The sequence below is a fragment of the Cryobacterium sp. TMT1-19 genome (genome assembly GCF_004403055.1).
In the GTDB taxonomy this organism is placed as follows: domain Bacteria; phylum Actinomycetota; class Actinomycetes; order Actinomycetales; family Microbacteriaceae; genus Cryobacterium; species Cryobacterium sandaracinum.
Window position 1 is genome coordinate 18,990 of sequence record NZ_SOHB01000025.1, and the last position, 16,139, is coordinate 35,128.

At 69.4% G+C, this 16,139-nt stretch carries 15 protein-coding genes; 5 read left to right on the forward strand and 10 right to left on the reverse strand.

The genetic code is table 11. The features are described from left to right. The first annotated feature begins 258 nt into the window (after positions 1-258). A complete protein-coding gene (locus E3T40_RS06170; protein WP_198411944.1) occupies positions 259-777 on the forward strand; it encodes a DUF2231 domain-containing protein in 519 nt (172 codons plus the stop codon). A 380-nt stretch (positions 778-1,157) separates the two neighbouring features. Here E3T40_RS06170 and E3T40_RS06175 read toward each other — a convergent pair whose 3' ends face one another. The 8 genes from E3T40_RS06175 to E3T40_RS06210 all read right to left on the reverse strand — a co-directional run bounded on the left by E3T40_RS06175 (position 1,158) and on the right by E3T40_RS06210 (position 7,393). Further along, positions 1,158-1,625 (reverse strand): SRPBCC domain-containing protein, encoded by a 468-nt coding sequence (locus tag E3T40_RS06175; protein ID WP_104170172.1) that lies wholly within the window; start codon positions 1,623-1,625, stop codon positions 1,158-1,160. Between the two features lie 31 nt (positions 1,626-1,656). Then, positions 1,657-2,982, reverse strand: a complete 1,326-nt coding sequence (locus E3T40_RS06180; RefSeq protein ID WP_104170173.1) for an MFS transporter — start codon at positions 2,980-2,982, stop codon at positions 1,657-1,659. Positions 2,983-3,113: 131 nt separating this feature from the next. Continuing rightward, positions 3,114-3,353, reverse strand: coding sequence for a MoaD/ThiS family protein (locus E3T40_RS06185; protein WP_134542917.1), 240 nt, complete (start codon positions 3,351-3,353; stop codon positions 3,114-3,116). Then, a complete protein-coding gene (locus E3T40_RS06190) occupies positions 3,353-3,640 on the reverse strand; it encodes a DUF6457 domain-containing protein (protein WP_174720208.1) in 288 nt (95 codons plus the stop codon). The genes E3T40_RS06185 and E3T40_RS06190 overlap by 1 nt, the downstream gene beginning before the upstream one ends. Before the next feature lie 6 nt (positions 3,641-3,646). Further along, on the reverse strand, positions 3,647-4,345 hold the full coding sequence (locus E3T40_RS06195) for a molybdenum cofactor guanylyltransferase (RefSeq protein ID WP_198411945.1): 699 nt from the start codon (positions 4,343-4,345) through the stop codon (positions 3,647-3,649). A 2-nt stretch (positions 4,346-4,347) separates the two neighbouring features. After that, the gene (gene moaC / locus E3T40_RS06200; RefSeq protein WP_104170175.1) at positions 4,348-4,845 is read right to left on the reverse strand and encodes a cyclic pyranopterin monophosphate synthase MoaC; all 498 of its coding nucleotides are present in this window, start codon (positions 4,843-4,845) and stop codon (positions 4,348-4,350) included. Further along, positions 4,842-6,140 (reverse strand): gephyrin-like molybdotransferase Glp, encoded by a 1,299-nt coding sequence (gene glp, locus E3T40_RS06205; protein WP_134542918.1) that lies wholly within the window; start codon positions 6,138-6,140, stop codon positions 4,842-4,844. Before glp ends, moaC begins: the two co-directional genes overlap by 4 nt. Before the next feature lie 2 nt (positions 6,141-6,142). Next, a complete protein-coding gene (locus tag E3T40_RS06210) occupies positions 6,143-7,393 on the reverse strand; it encodes a ThiF family adenylyltransferase (RefSeq protein WP_134542919.1) in 1,251 nt (416 codons plus the stop codon). A gap of 191 nt (positions 7,394-7,584) precedes the next feature. On the opposite strand from E3T40_RS06210, the gene fdhA reads away from it, so the two are divergent. From fdhA to fdhD, 3 genes are all read left to right on the forward strand, one after another. Then, positions 7,585-8,799, forward strand: coding sequence for a formaldehyde dehydrogenase, glutathione-independent (fdhA, locus tag E3T40_RS06215; protein ID WP_104101328.1), 1,215 nt, complete (start codon positions 7,585-7,587; stop codon positions 8,797-8,799). Positions 8,800-8,930: 131 nt separating this feature from the next. Beyond that, positions 8,931-9,959 (forward strand): GTP 3',8-cyclase MoaA, encoded by a 1,029-nt coding sequence (moaA, locus tag E3T40_RS06220; RefSeq protein ID WP_104170178.1) that lies wholly within the window; start codon positions 8,931-8,933, stop codon positions 9,957-9,959. Positions 9,960-9,965: 6 nt separating this feature from the next. After that, positions 9,966-10,826, forward strand: a complete 861-nt coding sequence (gene fdhD, locus E3T40_RS06225) for a formate dehydrogenase accessory sulfurtransferase FdhD (protein ID WP_104170179.1) — start codon at positions 9,966-9,968, stop codon at positions 10,824-10,826. Here fdhD and E3T40_RS06230 read toward each other — a convergent pair. Further along, positions 10,823-12,199, reverse strand: coding sequence for a phosphatase PAP2 family protein (locus tag E3T40_RS06230; protein WP_174843649.1), 1,377 nt, complete (start codon positions 12,197-12,199; stop codon positions 10,823-10,825). The two genes, fdhD and E3T40_RS06230, sit on opposite strands and share 4 nt — an antisense overlap. An 8-nt stretch (positions 12,200-12,207) precedes the next feature. Beyond that, positions 12,208-14,523: an FdhF/YdeP family oxidoreductase gene (locus tag E3T40_RS06235; protein ID WP_104193607.1), complete on the reverse strand. Its 2,316-nt coding sequence runs from the start codon at positions 14,521-14,523 to the stop codon at positions 12,208-12,210. 93 nt (positions 14,524-14,616) lie between these two features. Here E3T40_RS06235 and E3T40_RS06240 point away from each other — a divergent pair. Beyond that, positions 14,617-16,139, forward strand: a 1,523-nt coding sequence (locus tag E3T40_RS06240) for a glycosyltransferase (protein ID WP_134542920.1), incomplete at its 3' end; no start/stop codon positions are given.

The window sequence follows — 16,139 nt, forward strand, 5'->3', positions numbered from 1 at the left end:
CGCGACCCGCAGCCGCCATATGCAGCCGGGGGAGCGGGTCGCAGGGGCAACGGATGATGCAGGCCGCCGGCACCTGGGCTGCCCGAAGGGCTAGCCCGCGCGCACGCCAGGCCGCCTGCAGGCGATCGAGGGCGTCTTGATCCCGCCGCACTCGGGGTGGTAAGCGAAGCCTGCGCTAATGGCGGGGTTCCGCTCCGGTGCCTAGCATTGCCAGTGCGGGTCCACTTTCGTGCCTGAGGATGCCCCAGAGGGAGACACATGTTCGATGCGCTGCTCGACACCATCTTCGGTTTGCCTGTGCACCCCCTCGTGGTGCACGCGACCGCGGTCGTCGTTCCCACGGCCGCCCTCGTCGTCGTCGCGGCCCTCTGGCCCCGGTTTCGCCGGTGGGCGAAGTTCCTGCCGCTGATCCTCGCATTGGCCGCACTCGTTCTCGTGCCGCTGGCGCGCGAATCCGGGGAGGCGCTGAGAGAGCGGGTCATCGAGACCGCGCTGGTCGAGACCCACTCCGAGCTGGCCGACGGGCTGCTGCCCTGGGTTGCCGCCCTGGTCGTGGTCGCCGCCGTTCTACTCTGGTGGAACTACCGGGAGGTCGGCGGCCGGACATCCGTCGCCCGCGCCCCGAAGTGGGTGGCCATCGTGCTGGCCGTGGCCGCGCTGGTCGCCGCCACGGGAACCATCGTGCAGGCCGTGCTCATCGGTCACAGCGGTGCGGCGGCCGTCTGGTCCGAGGTCGGGGGAGCACCGGCGCCCGCCGGGGGCGAAGACGACGACTGAGCCGGCCTGAACTCAGTCGGTCACGGAGCTGTCGGCGCCCACGCCGGCGGCAACCTCGCGGGCCCACTCGGCGGAGATTCTGGCTCTCCTGACTCTTCCGTGGGTTAGGCCCGGTCGCGCGAGCGCGCGTGTGCGGGTGTGTGTGTGTGTGGCCAACTCAGGACATCCGTTGCCCGGCATGCACCGGCCGCCACGGATCAGTGCGGAACCAGTGTGGATGTTCGGCCCGGCCGGACGGATCTCCTGAGTTGGCCACAGGCCCCGCCGGGTGGGCAGCAGCGCTGGTGCGGATCGGGCATCGACCACTCGCTCCGCCCCGTTCGGGGCTCGGAACTCCCAGTCCGACCCTTCATCGCCCACGGCTGGCAGGACCCGGGCAGCTAGTCGGCGGTGGCGGCCCGTTCCTCGGCGAGCTCCCCGAGCCGCGCGAGGGCGCGGGGCCAATCCGCAGCGAACATGGCCGTGAATTCCTCGTCGGTGTCGACGGTTACCACGAGTGTGGTCACCCCGTCGGACTCGCTGAAGGAGTAGTCCTCGTGCGCGCCCGCGAACCGCCGCGCGTGAGCGCTCGTGATGTCGTCGATGCCCCGGGAGACAGCACCGCGGATTTCCAGGGAGATGAACTCGTCCGGCCGGTTTTCGACGACCGTGGCCACCAGCCCGCTGTGGGAAGCATCCTCGCCGGGGGCGAGGAAGCGGATCGTGCTGCCCTCCGCCCAGCTTCCGACGTAGTGGGAACCCTCGTGGAACGCCCGGGTCCAGTCCCGGTAGGTCGACGCGTCCAGCATCGTGCTCCAGACGGTGTGTACCGGAGCGTCGATCCGAATCGTGAAGTGCAGCTGTTCCATGCGGGGATCGTACTCCGATCCGGCAGATCGATCAGCTGGGGAAGGGAGCACCCTTGCGGGCGTAGTAGAACCAGGCGAGCCAGGTGCAGAACACGCAGAACACGGCGCAGCCGGCGAAGAACGCGGTCGGGCTGATCATGGTGAGCGAGATGCCCACGACGAACGGTCCGAAGGCCGCGATGGCGGAGGTCCAGGCGATGGCTCCGCCGGCCTGACGCTTCGGGAAGATCATTGGCATCTGCTTGAACGTGCCGGCGTTGGCCAGCCCGGCGAAGAAGAAGATGATCAACATGCCGGTGAGGAAGCCCCAGAACTCGTCCACGCTGGTCGGCGTGAGGAAGAAGGCGGTGAGGGCAGTTCCCGCCACCATGCCGAGGCCACCGATGAACGTGAAGATCGCGCCGCCCCACCTGTCGCAGAACGGGCCGCTCGCCGCCCGCACCAGGGCGCCGAGGACGGGGCCGATGAATGCGAAGGCCAGCGGGTTCGGGGCATCCGGGAAGTTGCCGTAGACGTCGAGGATGATCAGGCCCATCTGGGCGGCGAGGCCACTGTAGGCGCCGAAGCTCATCAGGTAGATGGCGGTCATGATCCAGGTGTGCTTGACCCCGAAGATGTCCATCTGCTGGCGGAAGTTCGCCGTGATCGGCACCCGGCGCAGGTACATCACCGCCAGGACGATGGCAAGCAGAGCCCAGGGGATGAGCACCAGCCCACCGTTGTGCAGCCAGACGAGGTCACCTTCGGCACTGCTCTGGGGGGTGAGGGCGGCGGTGCCGAGCAGACCGAATCCGACGACCCAGGGCAGGATCAGCTGCATCAGGCCGATGCCGAAGTTGCCGAGGCCTGCCTGCAGGCCCAGAGCCGTTCCGGCGAGGCGTTTGGGGAAGAAGTAGCTGGTCGATGCCATGAAACCGGAGAAGGTTCCGCCACCGATGCCGGCCGCGAACGCCAGGGAGAGCAGCACCCAGTACGGCGTGGACGTGTCCCGGGCGGCGAGGGTCCAGCCGAGCATCGGGATCACGAGCAGGGCCGACGACATGGCGACGAGGTTGCGGGTGCCCATCATCGGCGGCAGGAACATGAAGACCAGGCGCAGCAGGCCGCCGGCGAGCCCGGGGAGGGCGACGAGCCAGTACAGCTGGCTGGGTGCGAGGGAGTAGCCGATGTCGTTCAGACGCGGGGCGATCGCGCTGACGAGGTACCAGGCCGCGAAGCTCAGAGTCAGGCTGAAGGTGGTGATCCACAGGGTGCGCCAGGCGAGCCCCGGATCCCAGGTCTCGTCATTCTCCGGGTCCCAGTTGGACAGATCCGGTTTGAGTTTCGAGGCGAACTGCGGGGACGTTTCGACTGACATGGACTTCCTCGGCTGGTTGCTGCCGGGCACCAGGCCCGCGTAGCTTCCACCCTCGCGGTGCAGCGGAAATGCGACAACGCGTGAACGCCGTGAAAAATGATTCGGTCGAACAGAACCGAAATCGGCGGGCGTCAGCCGCCGGCGAAGGGCGGCAGCACGTCGACGGTGTCGCTGCCGGAGAGCGGCACCGTGTCATCCGTCGCCCGTGTGCCGTTCACGAGCAGGGAGCACCGGCCGAGGATGTGCTCGAACTCGTCGCCGTAGAGGCTGGTGAGCTGGGCGCGCAAGTCGCCGATGGTGGCGGCATCGACCGCGGCCGCGTCGGCGGCGGCGGATTCGGCTGCCGCGGCGAAGAAACGGATGGTCGCCATCAGCGTGTCGCCTCCGGCTGGTCCGGCGGCCAGGTGAGGGCGAGCCGGGTGGCCAGCGCACTGGCGGCCTCGATGGCGGCGGGTGTGCCGCCGTTCCGGGCGGCGGCCAGACCGACCAGGAACGTGCTCAGCGGGGCGGCGGGCCGGGCCACGTTGTGGGCCACGTCGCGGGCCACGTCGAGCAGCGTGCCCACGGGGATGTCGGCCGGATCCAGGCCGAGTGCGGCGGCGAGGGCCACCAGCCACTCGTCGAGAGCCTCAGGGGGAAGCGGGGTCGAGGCGCTCATTGGGTATCACTCCTCATCGGATTGCTCCGCGGTCGGATTGCTCCGCGGTGGGGTGCTCCGCGGTGGGGTGCTGGTCAGCAGTGCGGAACTCCTCTCCACATCCTGCCATGTGTCCACGTCGCTCCCCTCGCCGTTCTGGTCGCGGACGCCCCGCAGCTCGAGCGGGGCCAGCAGTCCGCGCATGCTGGCGCCGTGGGCGTCGGCGCCGATCCGGTGCGCGGCCGCCCGCAGCGGCGCCAGACGGTAGATCCCCGCGAGCCACTGCGCGCGGCCGCCCGCGTCGACCAGGTGCAGGCCGTGAACGGATGCCGGCAGCCCCGGGTCGGACGCCGCCGGCACCAGTAGGCGGGCGGCATCCGCTGCCCACGGCAGGTCGCAGGCCAGCAGGAGCACCCAGTCCGCAGGCCCGGACGCGGTCGCGTGCTCGAGTGCCGCGAGTCCCGCCACGATGCCGGCGACCGGGCCGCCGAACGGGGGATCTTCGAGCGTCCAGGTCAGCTCGGCCGTGTCGTCGGCCGGGACGGCCGCACGAGCCTCCTCCGGCCCGACCACGACAACGTTCCGGGCGAGACCGCGGGCGTCCAGCACCCGGGAGAGCAGCGCGCGCCCGGCCACCTCGACCGCGGGCTTGACCGCGCCGTCGAGGCGCCGGGCGCGCCCGCCCGCCAGCACGATCAGGTCGACGCTCATGGCTGCTCGGGTCATCGCTACTCGTTCGGGCGGTGCCAGTCGCCGGACTTCCCTCCGGTCTTCGTGATGAGGCGCACGTTCTCGATCCAAACGGACTTGTCGAGGCCTTTGACCATATCGACCACGGCGAGGGCGGCGACCGACACGGCGGTCAGGGCCTCCATCTCGACGCCGGTGCGGTCGGCCGTGCGCACGGTGGCCGTGACGCGCACCCCGGTGTTTTCGATGACGAGGTCGACGGCGGCGCCGTGCACCCCGATCACATGCGCGAGGGGGAGCAGGTCGGCGCACTTCTTGGCACCCTGGATGCCGGCGATGCGGGCCACGGCGAGCACATCGCCCTTGGGGGTGCTGCCGTCGCGAAGGGCCGCGATGACCGTCGGGCCGCAGGCCACGAAGCCGGCGGCGGTGGCGCTGCGCACGGTGGGCTGCTTCTCGGTGACGTCGACCATGCGGGCCTGGCCGGAAGAGTCGAGATGCGTGAAGGGGTGTGCGGACAGGTCGCGGATGCTCATGTCAACAGCATGACAGTGACGCGGTCGCCCTCGGCAATCCGCGTCACGTTTTCCGGCACGATGGCCAGCCCGACGGCCTGAGCAAGCCCGGCGACGAGGTGGGATCCCGACCCGCCCGCGGCGGACCGGCGGACCACCCTGCGGATTCCCACGCCCTCGAGGGTCACCGGCATGTACTGGGCACGGCCGGGTGGGGAGTCCCAGCTCTCCCCGGCGGTCGCCGAGATCGTGGGGCGAAAGAGCTCGATGTGCCCGCCGAGGCGGCGCAGGGCCGGCCGCACGAACACCTCGAACGACACGAAGGCGCTGACCGGGTTGCCGGGGAGGGCGAAGATGAGCGGTCCCTCGACTGCATTGTCGTCGGCCGGCCAGCGGCCGAAACCCTGAGGCTTGCCCGGCTGCATCTTGACCGGCCCGAACCGTACGGTGCCGAGCGGGGCGAGCACGGCCTTGACGATGTCGTAGGCGCCGACGCTCACCCCGCCGGAGAGCACGATGGCGTCGACCGTGCCGGCGAGGCTGGCCAGCAGGCTGCGGAGCGTGTTCTCGTCGTCGGGAACCGCGCCGAGCCGGATCGGCACCCCGCCGGCCGCGGTGACGGCCGACGCGAGGAGGTAGGAGTTGGAGTCGGGGATCTGGCCGCGCCGGGTGGGTTCGCCGGGGGTGACGAGCTCGCTCCCGGTGGAGATCACGGCCACGCGCGGAGCCGGGTGCGCCCGGAGCGACGAGGTTCCGGCGCTGGCGGCCGCGGCAACCCGGGTCGGCCAGAGCACCGAGCCGCGGGTGAGCACGGTGTCGCCGGCGTGGGCGTCTTCGCCGGCGCGACGGATGTGCGCTGCCGGCTGCGGCGCCCGCACGACGGTGACCGTGTCGATGCCCTGATCGGTGTCTTCGATCGGAACCACGGCATCCGCCCCGTCCGGGAGCGGCGCCCCCGTCATGATCCGGGCCACCTGCCCGGTCTCCAGGTGCGGGTTCTGGCTGGTTCCGGCCGCGAGGTCAGCGACCACCGGCAGCGTCACCGGGTGCTCGGCGGAGGCCTGCAGCAGGTCGGCGCGCCGGACGGCATAGCCGTCCATGGCCGAGTTGTCGAAGGGAGGTGTGTCCGTGGCGCTCCGAACATCCTCGGCCAGCATCAGGCCCAGCGCCTCGTCAAGCGAGACCAGCACGGGCGGCAGCGGGGCGACCGCGGCGAGCACGAAGGAGAGCTGGTCGGCGACGCTGCGGGCCAAGACCGGTACGGCGCAAGCGTCGGCGTCGTGCTCGTGGGTGTGCTCGTGCGTGTTCCCCGTCATGGTCAGTTCCCCGCTGTGGTCGTCGATTCGTTGGACACGGCGTCGCCGGCCCACTTGCTGCCGCGGCCGGGAGCGGTGCGTGCGGCGACGGCAACGTCCCAAGCGACGATCCCGCCGGCGAGCAGGGTGAGGCCGGTGAAGCCGGCCGCGTCCAGGGCCATAGCGGCGCGTTCGGCCCGCGGCCCCAGATGGCAGTGCAGCACCAGCGGCACGTCCCGCGGCAGGGTGGCCATTCCGGCCTCGGTGAGCAGGTCGCCGAGAGGCAGCAGGACGGCATCCGGGATGGCGCTCTCGGCGTGCTCGTCGGGCTCGCGCACGTCGACCAGCACGAACGGGTCGGTTCCCTCGGCGCGGGCAGTGAGCCGGGCCACGAGCTCCACCGGGGTGAGCGTCGGCCAGGCCCCAGCGGCGGCGGCCTGAGCGGAGCCGCGGGCGGCGGCGAGGGTCGCTGCCGGGTTCGGGTCGGCGGCGGCGATGCCGGTGCCGAGCAGGGGCACCTCGGTGAAACGGCCCGAGAGCGCGTCGATCACGAGCACGCGCCCGATCAGCGGAGCGCCGATACCGGCGATCAGCTTGATCGCCTCGGTGGCCATCAGCGAGCCCACCTGGCCACAGAGCGCGCCGAGCACGCCGGCTTCGGCGCAGTTGGGCACCTCACCCTCTGTGGGCGGGGTCGGGAACAGGTCACGCAGGTGCACCCCGGTGAGGCCGCTCTCGGCCGGTGGGGTGGCCCAGAACACCGACAGCTGGGCGTCGAAACGGAGAACGGATGCCCAGACCAGTGGCAGGCCCAGGGCCGCGCAGGTGTCGTTGACCAGGAAACGGGTGGGGAAGTTGTCGGTGCCGTCGATGACCACGTCGTAACCGCCGATGATCGCGGCGGCGTTGCCGGCGTCGAGCCGTTCGGCGTGCTGCACGACCACGGCCTCCGGCGCGATCTGGGCGATCGATTCGGCGGCGCTGGCCACCTTGGGGCGTCCGACATCCGCCTGGCCGTGCACGATCTGGCGTTGCAGGTTGCTGGGTTCGACGTCGTCGCCGTCGACGATGCCGATCGTTCCCACGCCGGCCGCGGCCAGGTAGATGAGCGCGGGGGACCCCAGCCCGCCGGCGCCGAGCACGAGCACCCGGGCGTTGGCGAGGCGACGCTGGCCGAGCTCGTTGAGCTGGGGCAGACGGCGTTGGCGGGCGGTGCGAACGGATTCGGCGCCGCTCAGGCGGGCGATCGGCTCGACAAGAGGGGGAATGGCCATGCTTCCAAGGTAGGCGTTGGCAGCGCCCGGTGTGTACCCAAAACGGTCATCTGAGCACACCCCTTGAATTTCAGGCCGCGATGTAGTCCTCTAGAGGAGAAACAGGCACCAACTAGAAATTTCGATGCAGTCTCGCGCGGCCCGACGGGTCTCGCTGTGAGGGAAGCAAACAGGAACTAGGAAGGTACTTCATGACTGGGAACAGAGCAGTTGCCTACAAGAGCCCGGGCGTCGTCGAGGTCATCGACATCGACTACCCGACCTTCGAGCTGAAGGACGGACCGGGTGTCAACCCGGCGAACGTGGGCCGCAAGGTGCCGCACGGGGTCATCCTCCGCACGGTCACCACCAACATCTGCGGCTCGGACCAGCACATGGTTCGCGGGCGCACGACCGCGCCGTCGGACCTCGTCCTCGGCCACGAGATCACCGGCGAGGTGGTCGAATGCGGACCCGACGTCGAGTTCATCAAGGTCGGCGACATCGTCTCGGTGCCGTTCAACATCTCCTGCGGCCGGTGCCGCAACTGTAAGGAGCGCAAAACCGGAATCTGTCTCAACGTCAACCCCGACCGCCCGGGCAGCGCCTACGGCTACGTCGACATGGGCGGTTGGGTCGGCGGCCAGGCCGAGTACGTGCTGGTGCCGTACGCGGACTGGAACCTCCTGAAATTCCCGGACCGGGACCAGGCGCTGGAAAAGATCATGGACCTCACCATGCTCTCGGACATCTTCCCGACCGGCTTCCACGGAGCGTTCAGCGCGGGCGTCGGGGTCGGATCGACCGTCTACATCGCCGGAGCGGGCCCGGTGGGTCTGGCCGCGGCGGCATCCGCTCAGCTGCTCGGGGCCGCCGTCGTCATCGTCGCCGACCTCAATGAGGAGCGGCTGGCGCAGGCCCGCAGCTTCGGCTGCGAGACCATCGACCTGCGGAAGGGCGAACCGCAGGATCAGATCGAGCAGATCCTGGGTGTGCCCGAGGTCGACTGCGGCGTGGACGCGGTCGGCTTCGAGGCCCGCGGCCACGGCAAGGATGCCGGAACGGAGCGTCCGGCCACGGTGCTGAACTCGCTGATGACGGTCACGGCCGCCGGTGGTGGCCTGGGCATCCCGGGCCTCTACGTCACGGGTGACCCGGGCGGGGTCGACGAGGCGGCGAAGGTCGGCTCGCTGTCCATCCGGCTGGGCCTCGGCTGGGCCAAGTCCCTGTCCTTCGCTACCGGTCAGACCCCGGTGATGAAGTACAACCGTTCGCTGATGATGGCGATCCTGCACGACAAGGTGCAGATCGCGAAGGCCGTCAACGCTCAGGCGATCAGCCTGGACGATGCCCCGCGCGGCTACGCCGAGTTCGACGCCGGCAAGTCGATCAAATACGTGCTGAACCCGAACCAGTACATCAAGTAAGCGCGTTCGACCAGTAACAGGACAGCCGGCTGGCGGTTCGCCCCGGCCGGCTGTCCTGTTCTGCTGCGGCCGGGCATTTGTCACCGTCCCGAAGGACTGTTGCCGCGAAGGGCGGCGGTTAGTGTGGAGACATGATTGATCAGTTCCAACGCCCGCTGCACGATCTGCGCATCTCGGTCACCGACCGCTGCAACTTCCGCTGCGTGTACTGCATGCCCAAAGAGGTCTTCGGCAAGGACTTCGCTTTCATGGAACGCGACGAACTGCTCTCCTTCGAAGAGATGACCCGGCTGGCGCGGATCAGCGTGGCGCACGGGGTCGAGAAGATCCGCCTCACCGGCGGTGAGCCGCTGCTGCGCAAAGGGATCGAGGAACTGGTGGCGATGCTGGCGGCGCTCCGCACCCCGGACGGCCGCCCGATCGATATCGCGATGACCACCAACGGTTCGGTGCTGGCGCTGAAGGCCCGGGCTCTGAAGGACGCCGGGCTGAAGCGCGTCACGGTGTCGCTGGATTCGCTCGACGATGCCACGTTCCGGGCCATGAACGACGTGAAGTTCCCGGTCGCCAAGGTGTTGAACAGCCTGGACGTGGCCCACTCGGTCGGGCTCGGCCCGATCAAGATCAACATGGTGCTCAAGCGCGGGCAGAACGATCAGGACATCGTTGCCATGGCGCGCCACTTCAAAGGCACCCCGTACATCCTCCGGTTCATCGAGTTCATGGACGTGGGCTCGAGCAACGGCTGGGAGATGGGTGACGTGGTGCCCTCGGCCGAGGTCGTGGCCCGCATCAACGCTGAACTGCCTCTTGAGGAGGCGGCCCCCAACAACACCGGTGAGACCAGCCGCCGGTGGCGCTACCGCGACGGCGAGGGGGAGATCGGCGTGATCTCCAGTGTCACCCAGTCGTTCTGCCATTCCTGCTCGCGGGCGCGGGTCTCCACCGACGGCAAGCTGTTCACCTGCCTGTTCGCGACCGAGGGGCACGACCTGCGTGCCCTGATGCGCGGCGGTTGCACCGATGAGCAGCTGGCTGAGGTGCTGAAGCAGATCTGGCGCGAGCGCACGGACCGCTACTCGGAGCTGCGCAGCGCCGAGACCGGCCGGCTGCGCGCATCCGGCAAGAAGAGAATCGAAATGTCGTACATCGGTGGGTGAATCCAGATGAGCAGGATCACGGCCAGGCGCAAGGTCGTGCGACTGACGGCGGGCGAGAATCCCACCAGCCGGGAAGACGTGCTGGCGGTCGAAGAGCCACTCGAGATCCGCGTGAACGGCCGCTCCCTCGCCGTCACGATGCGAACCCCCGGCAACGATTTCGACCTCGCCGCGGGGTTCCTGGTGTCGGAGGGCGTCATCACCCGGGGCGAGCACTTTTCCACGGCCCGGTACTGCGCCGGCGCCACCGTCGAGGGCGTGAACACCTACAACGTGCTCGACGTGTCGCTCGCGCCCGGGGTCACACCGCCCGACCCGAGCCTGGAGCGATCGTTCCTGACGACCAGTTCCTGCGGGCTCTGCGGCAAGGCCAGCATCGACGCCGTGCGCACGAAGTCGGCGTTCCCGGTGACGGCTGACCCGCTTCAGGTCGACGCAGAGCTCCTGACGAGCTTTCCCGAGGTCTTGCGCGCCGCCCAGGACGTTTTCGAGAAGACCGGCGGCATCCATGCGGCCGCCCTCTTCGACGGGACCACCGGGCGGATGCTGGTGCTGCGCGAAGACGTCGGCCGCCACAACGCGGTCGACAAGGTCATCGGCTGGGCGCTGAAGGAAGACCTGCTTCCGCTCACCGGCACGGTGCTGATGGTGTCGAGCCGGGCGAGCTTCGAACTGGCGCAGAAGGCGCTGATGGCCGGGATTCCGGTGCTCGCCGCCGTGTCGGCGCCGTCGTCGCTGGCCGCCGAGTTCGCGGACGAGGTAGGCATGACGGTGGTCGGGTTTTTGCGCGGCGACTCCATGGTGATCTACGCCGGGGCGGAACGCATCACGAGCGGCGAGCGGACTCCGCAGAGCGTCCCCGGCTAGCCGCGCTCCGCGGGTTCGACCACCCGCCCGGTGCGCCAGGTGTCGACCGTGATCACGCAGCCCACCACCACCAGGGAGATCGAAACGGAGGCCAGGGCATCCGTGGTCCAGTGGTAGCCGAGGTACAGGCGGCTGAGGGCCGCCAGCACGATGCCGACCACGGCGATGCTGAGGCCGAGGGCGGTGGCCCGCATGCTGCAACGGCGCGAGAGCAGAAGGTAGGCGGTCACCAGCAGGAAGTCGGATGCACCCAGCACGTGGCCGGAGGGGAACGAGAACGTGAGGTCCGTGCCGTACAGCATCAGGTCGATCGGCGGCCGCTCGCGGCCGACCGTGCGTCCGATGACCTGGGCCAGCACCACGCCGGTTGCCATGGCACCGGCGAGCAGCAGCGGGCGCCAGGCGTGCCGGGTGAGAAGACCCCAGCCGACGCACACGACCAGCACGATCAGGGGCAGCGCGACCGGCCCGAATACGACCGCCAGCACCACCATCACGGTCGTCAGAACGGGGGACCGGGCTTCCAGCAGCCACTCCTGCACGGGGAGGTCGATCGCGGTGATGCCGCTGCCGCTCAGCACACTCAGCAGCGTGAGCGTGAAGACGACGGCGCCGAAACCCAGGCAGGCGATCGCGGTGACTTGGAGCATGCGGCGGGACCGGGCATTGCGTTCCCACGTCTCGACGACGTACCGGTCGTGGAACGTGCGCCACGGATGCGACGCGCGGCTGCGTCGGCGTTCGCGATCGAGTGTCACGGCCAGGGGAGCCCAGACCGCCACCGCGATCCCGATGCCGAGCAGTGCCGCCCCGACGGTATCGGTCAGCCAGTGAGCGCCCAGGTAGATGCGGCTGAGCATCATCAGCGCCGTGTACAGCGCCCCGGCCAGCCACACCCACCAGAACCGGAAGAGCAGCGCCAGGATTATCGCCAGCGTCGCCGCATTGGCGACATGGCCGGAGGGGAACGACCCGAAATCAACGCTGACCAACAGATCGTCGAGCTCGACCGGGCGGGCCCGGCCGAACAGCCACTTGAGGAGGTGTACGGCGGCACCGGAGACCACGGTTACCGCGAGGGCGAAGCCCGCGGCCCACGGGCGCTTGAAGAACAGGAGCAGGCCGATGAGCAGACCGGGCACGACGACGGAGCCGGTGAGACCGCCGCCCAGGCTGTTCATCACGAGGGCGAGGGAATCCCACACCGGTGCCCGATTGCCGGACACCGCGATCATCCACTCCGTGTCCAGGGCGAACGGCTTGCCGTTCCGGGAGATGACCAGGCCCAGACCCACCGCCAGCGCGACGGTGACCAGCCCGGAGAGCAGCGGCCACCAGTGGGTGACGCGCTGTGCCCCAGCGCCCGTGTTCACGCCCCGGCTCACGTCAGCGGTGCTGAATTCGCTGCCTCGTGTGCGATGAATCGCACGGACATGGCCTTGTAACCGGGGGTGTTCGACTCCCGGGCCACGAGCTCGCGGTGCATCAGGGCGTTCGCCTCGGGGAAATACGCGGCCGCGCAGCCCCGCGGGGTGGGGTAGACCACCAGGCGGAACTCGTTGGCGCGCCGCTCCTCGCCCTGGAAAGTGCTGATCACGTCGACCATGTCGCGGTCCGCAAAGCCCAGCTCGGTGGCGTCGTCCTGGTGGATCAGGATGACCCGGCGGCCGCCGGAGATGCCGCGGTAGCGGTCATCCAGCCCGTAGAACGTGGTGTTGTACTGGTCGTGGCTGCGCATGGTCTGCAGGATCAGGTGGCCGGCTGGCGGGGTGAGGTATTCGAGCGGGCTGACCGTGAACCGGGCCCGGCCGATGTCGGTGGCGAAGCTGCGGGTGTCGCGGGGCGGGTTGGGCAGTACGAAACCGTTCTTCGTCTTGAGGCGCGCGTTGAAATCGGTGAAGCCCGGGAGAACCCGCGAGATGCGGTCACGGATGACGTCGTAGTCGTCGGCCATCGCCTTCCAGTCGATCACGTGGTCGTCGCCGAGGGTGGCGCTGGCCATCCGGGCGACGATGACGGGCTCGGCGAGCAAGTGCTCGGAGACCGGGTCCAGACGCCCCTGCGTGGTGCGCACGACCGACATGGAGTCCTCGACCGAGAGCACCTGGCGACCACCCGGGTGCTTGTCGTCCGTGTCGGTGCGCCCCAGCGTCGGCAGGATCAGCGAGGTCGTGCCGTGCATGATGTGCGACCGGTTGGGCTTGGTCGACACGTGCACGGTCAGGCCCACGCGCTGCATTGCCGCCTCGAGGGCCACTGTGTCGGAGCAGGCGAGGGCGAAGTTGCCGCCCATCGACACGAACACGTCGACGTCGTCGTTCTCGAAGGCCGCGACGGTGTCCACCGAGTCGAGACCGTGCTTGCGAGGGGACTCGATGCCGAATTCCTTGTCCAGCGCGGCGAGCATCGGTTCCTTGGGCTTCTCCCAGACGCCCATGGTGCGGTCGCCCTGCACGTTGGAGTGGCCGCGAACCGGGCAGGCGCCGGCGCCCGGCTTGCCGAAGTTCCCCTGCAGCAGGAGCAGGTTGATGATCTCCTTGAGTGTGTTGACCGAGTGCGGCTGCTGAGTGAGTCCGAGCGCCCAGCAGATGATCGTGGCCGTGGAGTCGATCATCATCTGCGCGACGGTGGAGATCTCCACCGCGGTGAGCCCGGTGGCCTTCTCCGTCTCGGCCCAGTCGATGGTCGTGCGGGCGGCGCGGTACTCGTCGAGGCCCTGGGTGTTCGCCGCGACGAACTCCGCGTCGACGACGGAGCCGGGAACGCGCTCCTCCGCTTCGAGCAGCAGGTGGCCGAGGGCCTGGAACAGGGCCAGGTCGCCGCCGACCTTGATCTGCAGGTACTCGTCGGCGAGTGCTGTGCCGTCGCCGATCAGGCCGGAGACCGACTGGGGATCCTTGAAATTGAACAACCCGGCCTCGGGCAGCGGGTTGACGGCGACGACCCGGCCGCCGTTGTCCTTGCACTCCTTGAGGGCCGACAGCATCCGCGGGTGGTTGGTGCCCGGGTTCTGGCCGACGACGAGGATCAGCTCGGCATGGTGGATGTCTTCGAGCGAAACGGTGCCCTTGCCGATGCCGATGGTGGCGTTCATGGCGCTTCCGGAGGACTCGTGGCACATGTTCGAGCAGTCGGGCAGGTTGTTCGTGCCGATCGAGCGGGCGAACAGCTGGTAGAGGAACGCCGCCTCGTTGGCGGTGCGTCCCGAGGTGTAGAAGACCGTACGGTCGGGAACGGTGGCTCGGATCCGCTCGCCGATGAGCTCGAAGGCTTCGTTCCAGGAGATCTGGGAGTAGTGCGTGTCGCCGGGACGGATGACCACCGGATGCGTGATGCGGCCCTGGTTGCCGAGCCAGTACTCGGTCTTCGTGGCGAGCTCCTCGATCGAGTGCTCGGCCCAGAACGCCGGCGTCACGGTGCGCAAGGTGCTCTCCTCGGCGACGGCCTTGGCGCCGTTCTCACAGAACTCCGCGGTCTTGCGGTGGCCCTGCGACTCCGGCCACGCGCAGCCCGGGCAGTCGGTGCCGTCGCGCTGGTTGAGGCGCAGCAGCGCCTTCGCCGTGCGGGGAACGCCGGCCTGCGCGAACCCGCGATCGAGCGCCACCAGAACCGCTTCCACTCCGGCCGCGGACTTCTTCGGCTTCGTGACGACCAGATTGTCTTCGTTGATGTCTTCGATCGGAGCGCGTCGTGTCATGTGACCATTTTGCTCCATTCCACAGGGCGTTCCGACATCGGCCACGTGTATGTTCGAATCGGACTGCTTGAAGCAGGAGACAGAGGGGGCACCGTGGGAACTCACACGACGCTGGACACGATGCGGCAGACCCGGTCGATCCTGGACGGCATCCGCTGCGCCGATGACCTGACCATCGCAGCGAGCCGGGACGGCGGCATCCGCGCCGTGCGCCTGCTCGCGCAGGCGGCGACCGACCCTGGTGACCAGCTGACCGCGATCGCGGCCATCCACTCGCTCGGCCAGGTGTTCGACGAGTCCGCTGATGACGTGCTCGTGTCGCTGCTCACCCACGACTCGCTCTTCATCCGCGAACACGCGGCCTGGGCGTTCGGCGCCCGGCTGCCCCGGTTCGAGGCGATCTCCGGACTGCTGAGCATGGTTGTCGACGGCGGCTTCTCCGGCATGATCGCCCAGCGCACGCTGGAGCAGTGGAGCTCGTCGGTGCCGGTGCATGTGGCGCTCGCCCTCGAGGGCACCCTGATCGGCGTGCATGAGTGCGGCGCCCGCGCCCGCCTGGTCGAAACGATGGGTCTCATCGCCGGGCGCATCCCCGAACGTCTGCTGCGCCGGGTCGCAGTCGACGGCTCCGAGCCGAACGCGGTGCGTGCGGCGGCGATCGCGGCCATCGGCGACCTCGGTCCGAACGAGGCCAACATCCGTATCGTGAGCGACCTGTCGCAGGGCAGCGGCGTGCTTGCCGATGTGGCCCGGCTCGCCCTGATCGACCTGACTGTGCCGGCCTACCCGCGCCCGCCGTGGAGCCGGGGGCTGACGGTGGCCCAACTCTTCCTGCACGCCGACATCGACCGCGAACTCAGCCAGGTGGGGGCCGGCGACAACGGCGGCATCGCCACGCTGCTCGTGCGCCTGGGCGACGCGCTCGTCTCCGGCGGCAGCGGCGGCGGTGGCAGTGCGCGCGGCGGCTCCGTGGAACGGGTGCTCACCCTCTCCCGCGGCAGCTTCGCCGGCGCGCTCACCTCTCTGTCCGAGGTCGGGTCTTCCCTCGCGGAGCACGCCTTCGCGACCGTCCCCTTCCTGGGCGAACCCGTCGCCTCGGTCGATGCCTGGCCGCGGCGGATTGCGACGCAGCGCGGCATCCGTCGCATTCTGCGCGCCGCCGGCACCGTCGACGCGATCCACCTGCGAATGGCCGACATCGGCACGCTGGCCGCCTCCACCGTCGCCCGCGAGCTCGACATTCCGATCGTGTTCACGGTGGCCCCCGACCCGCACAGCGTCATCCATTCCCTCGACAGTTCCGGGGTGCTCACCCGGGCTAACTTCGGCACGGTCGACGAGACCGAGCACTTCTGGTTCCGGGCCCGGCTCGTGCAGCGGCTGGCCGCGGATGCCGCGCACACCGTTCTCTTCCCGAGGCCCGAGCTGCGGCGTGACATGCGCGACCTTGTGGGGATCGATATCCGGCAGCATCCGGAACGCCACTCCGTGATCGCGGAGGGCATCGACCTCACCGTGATCGAGCGTGCCCTGGCGGATGCCCGCCTCACGGCCGACCCGCCCGCCGCGCACGCGACCGGCGCGACCGGCGCGACCAGCGCGGCGGGCGCGGCGGG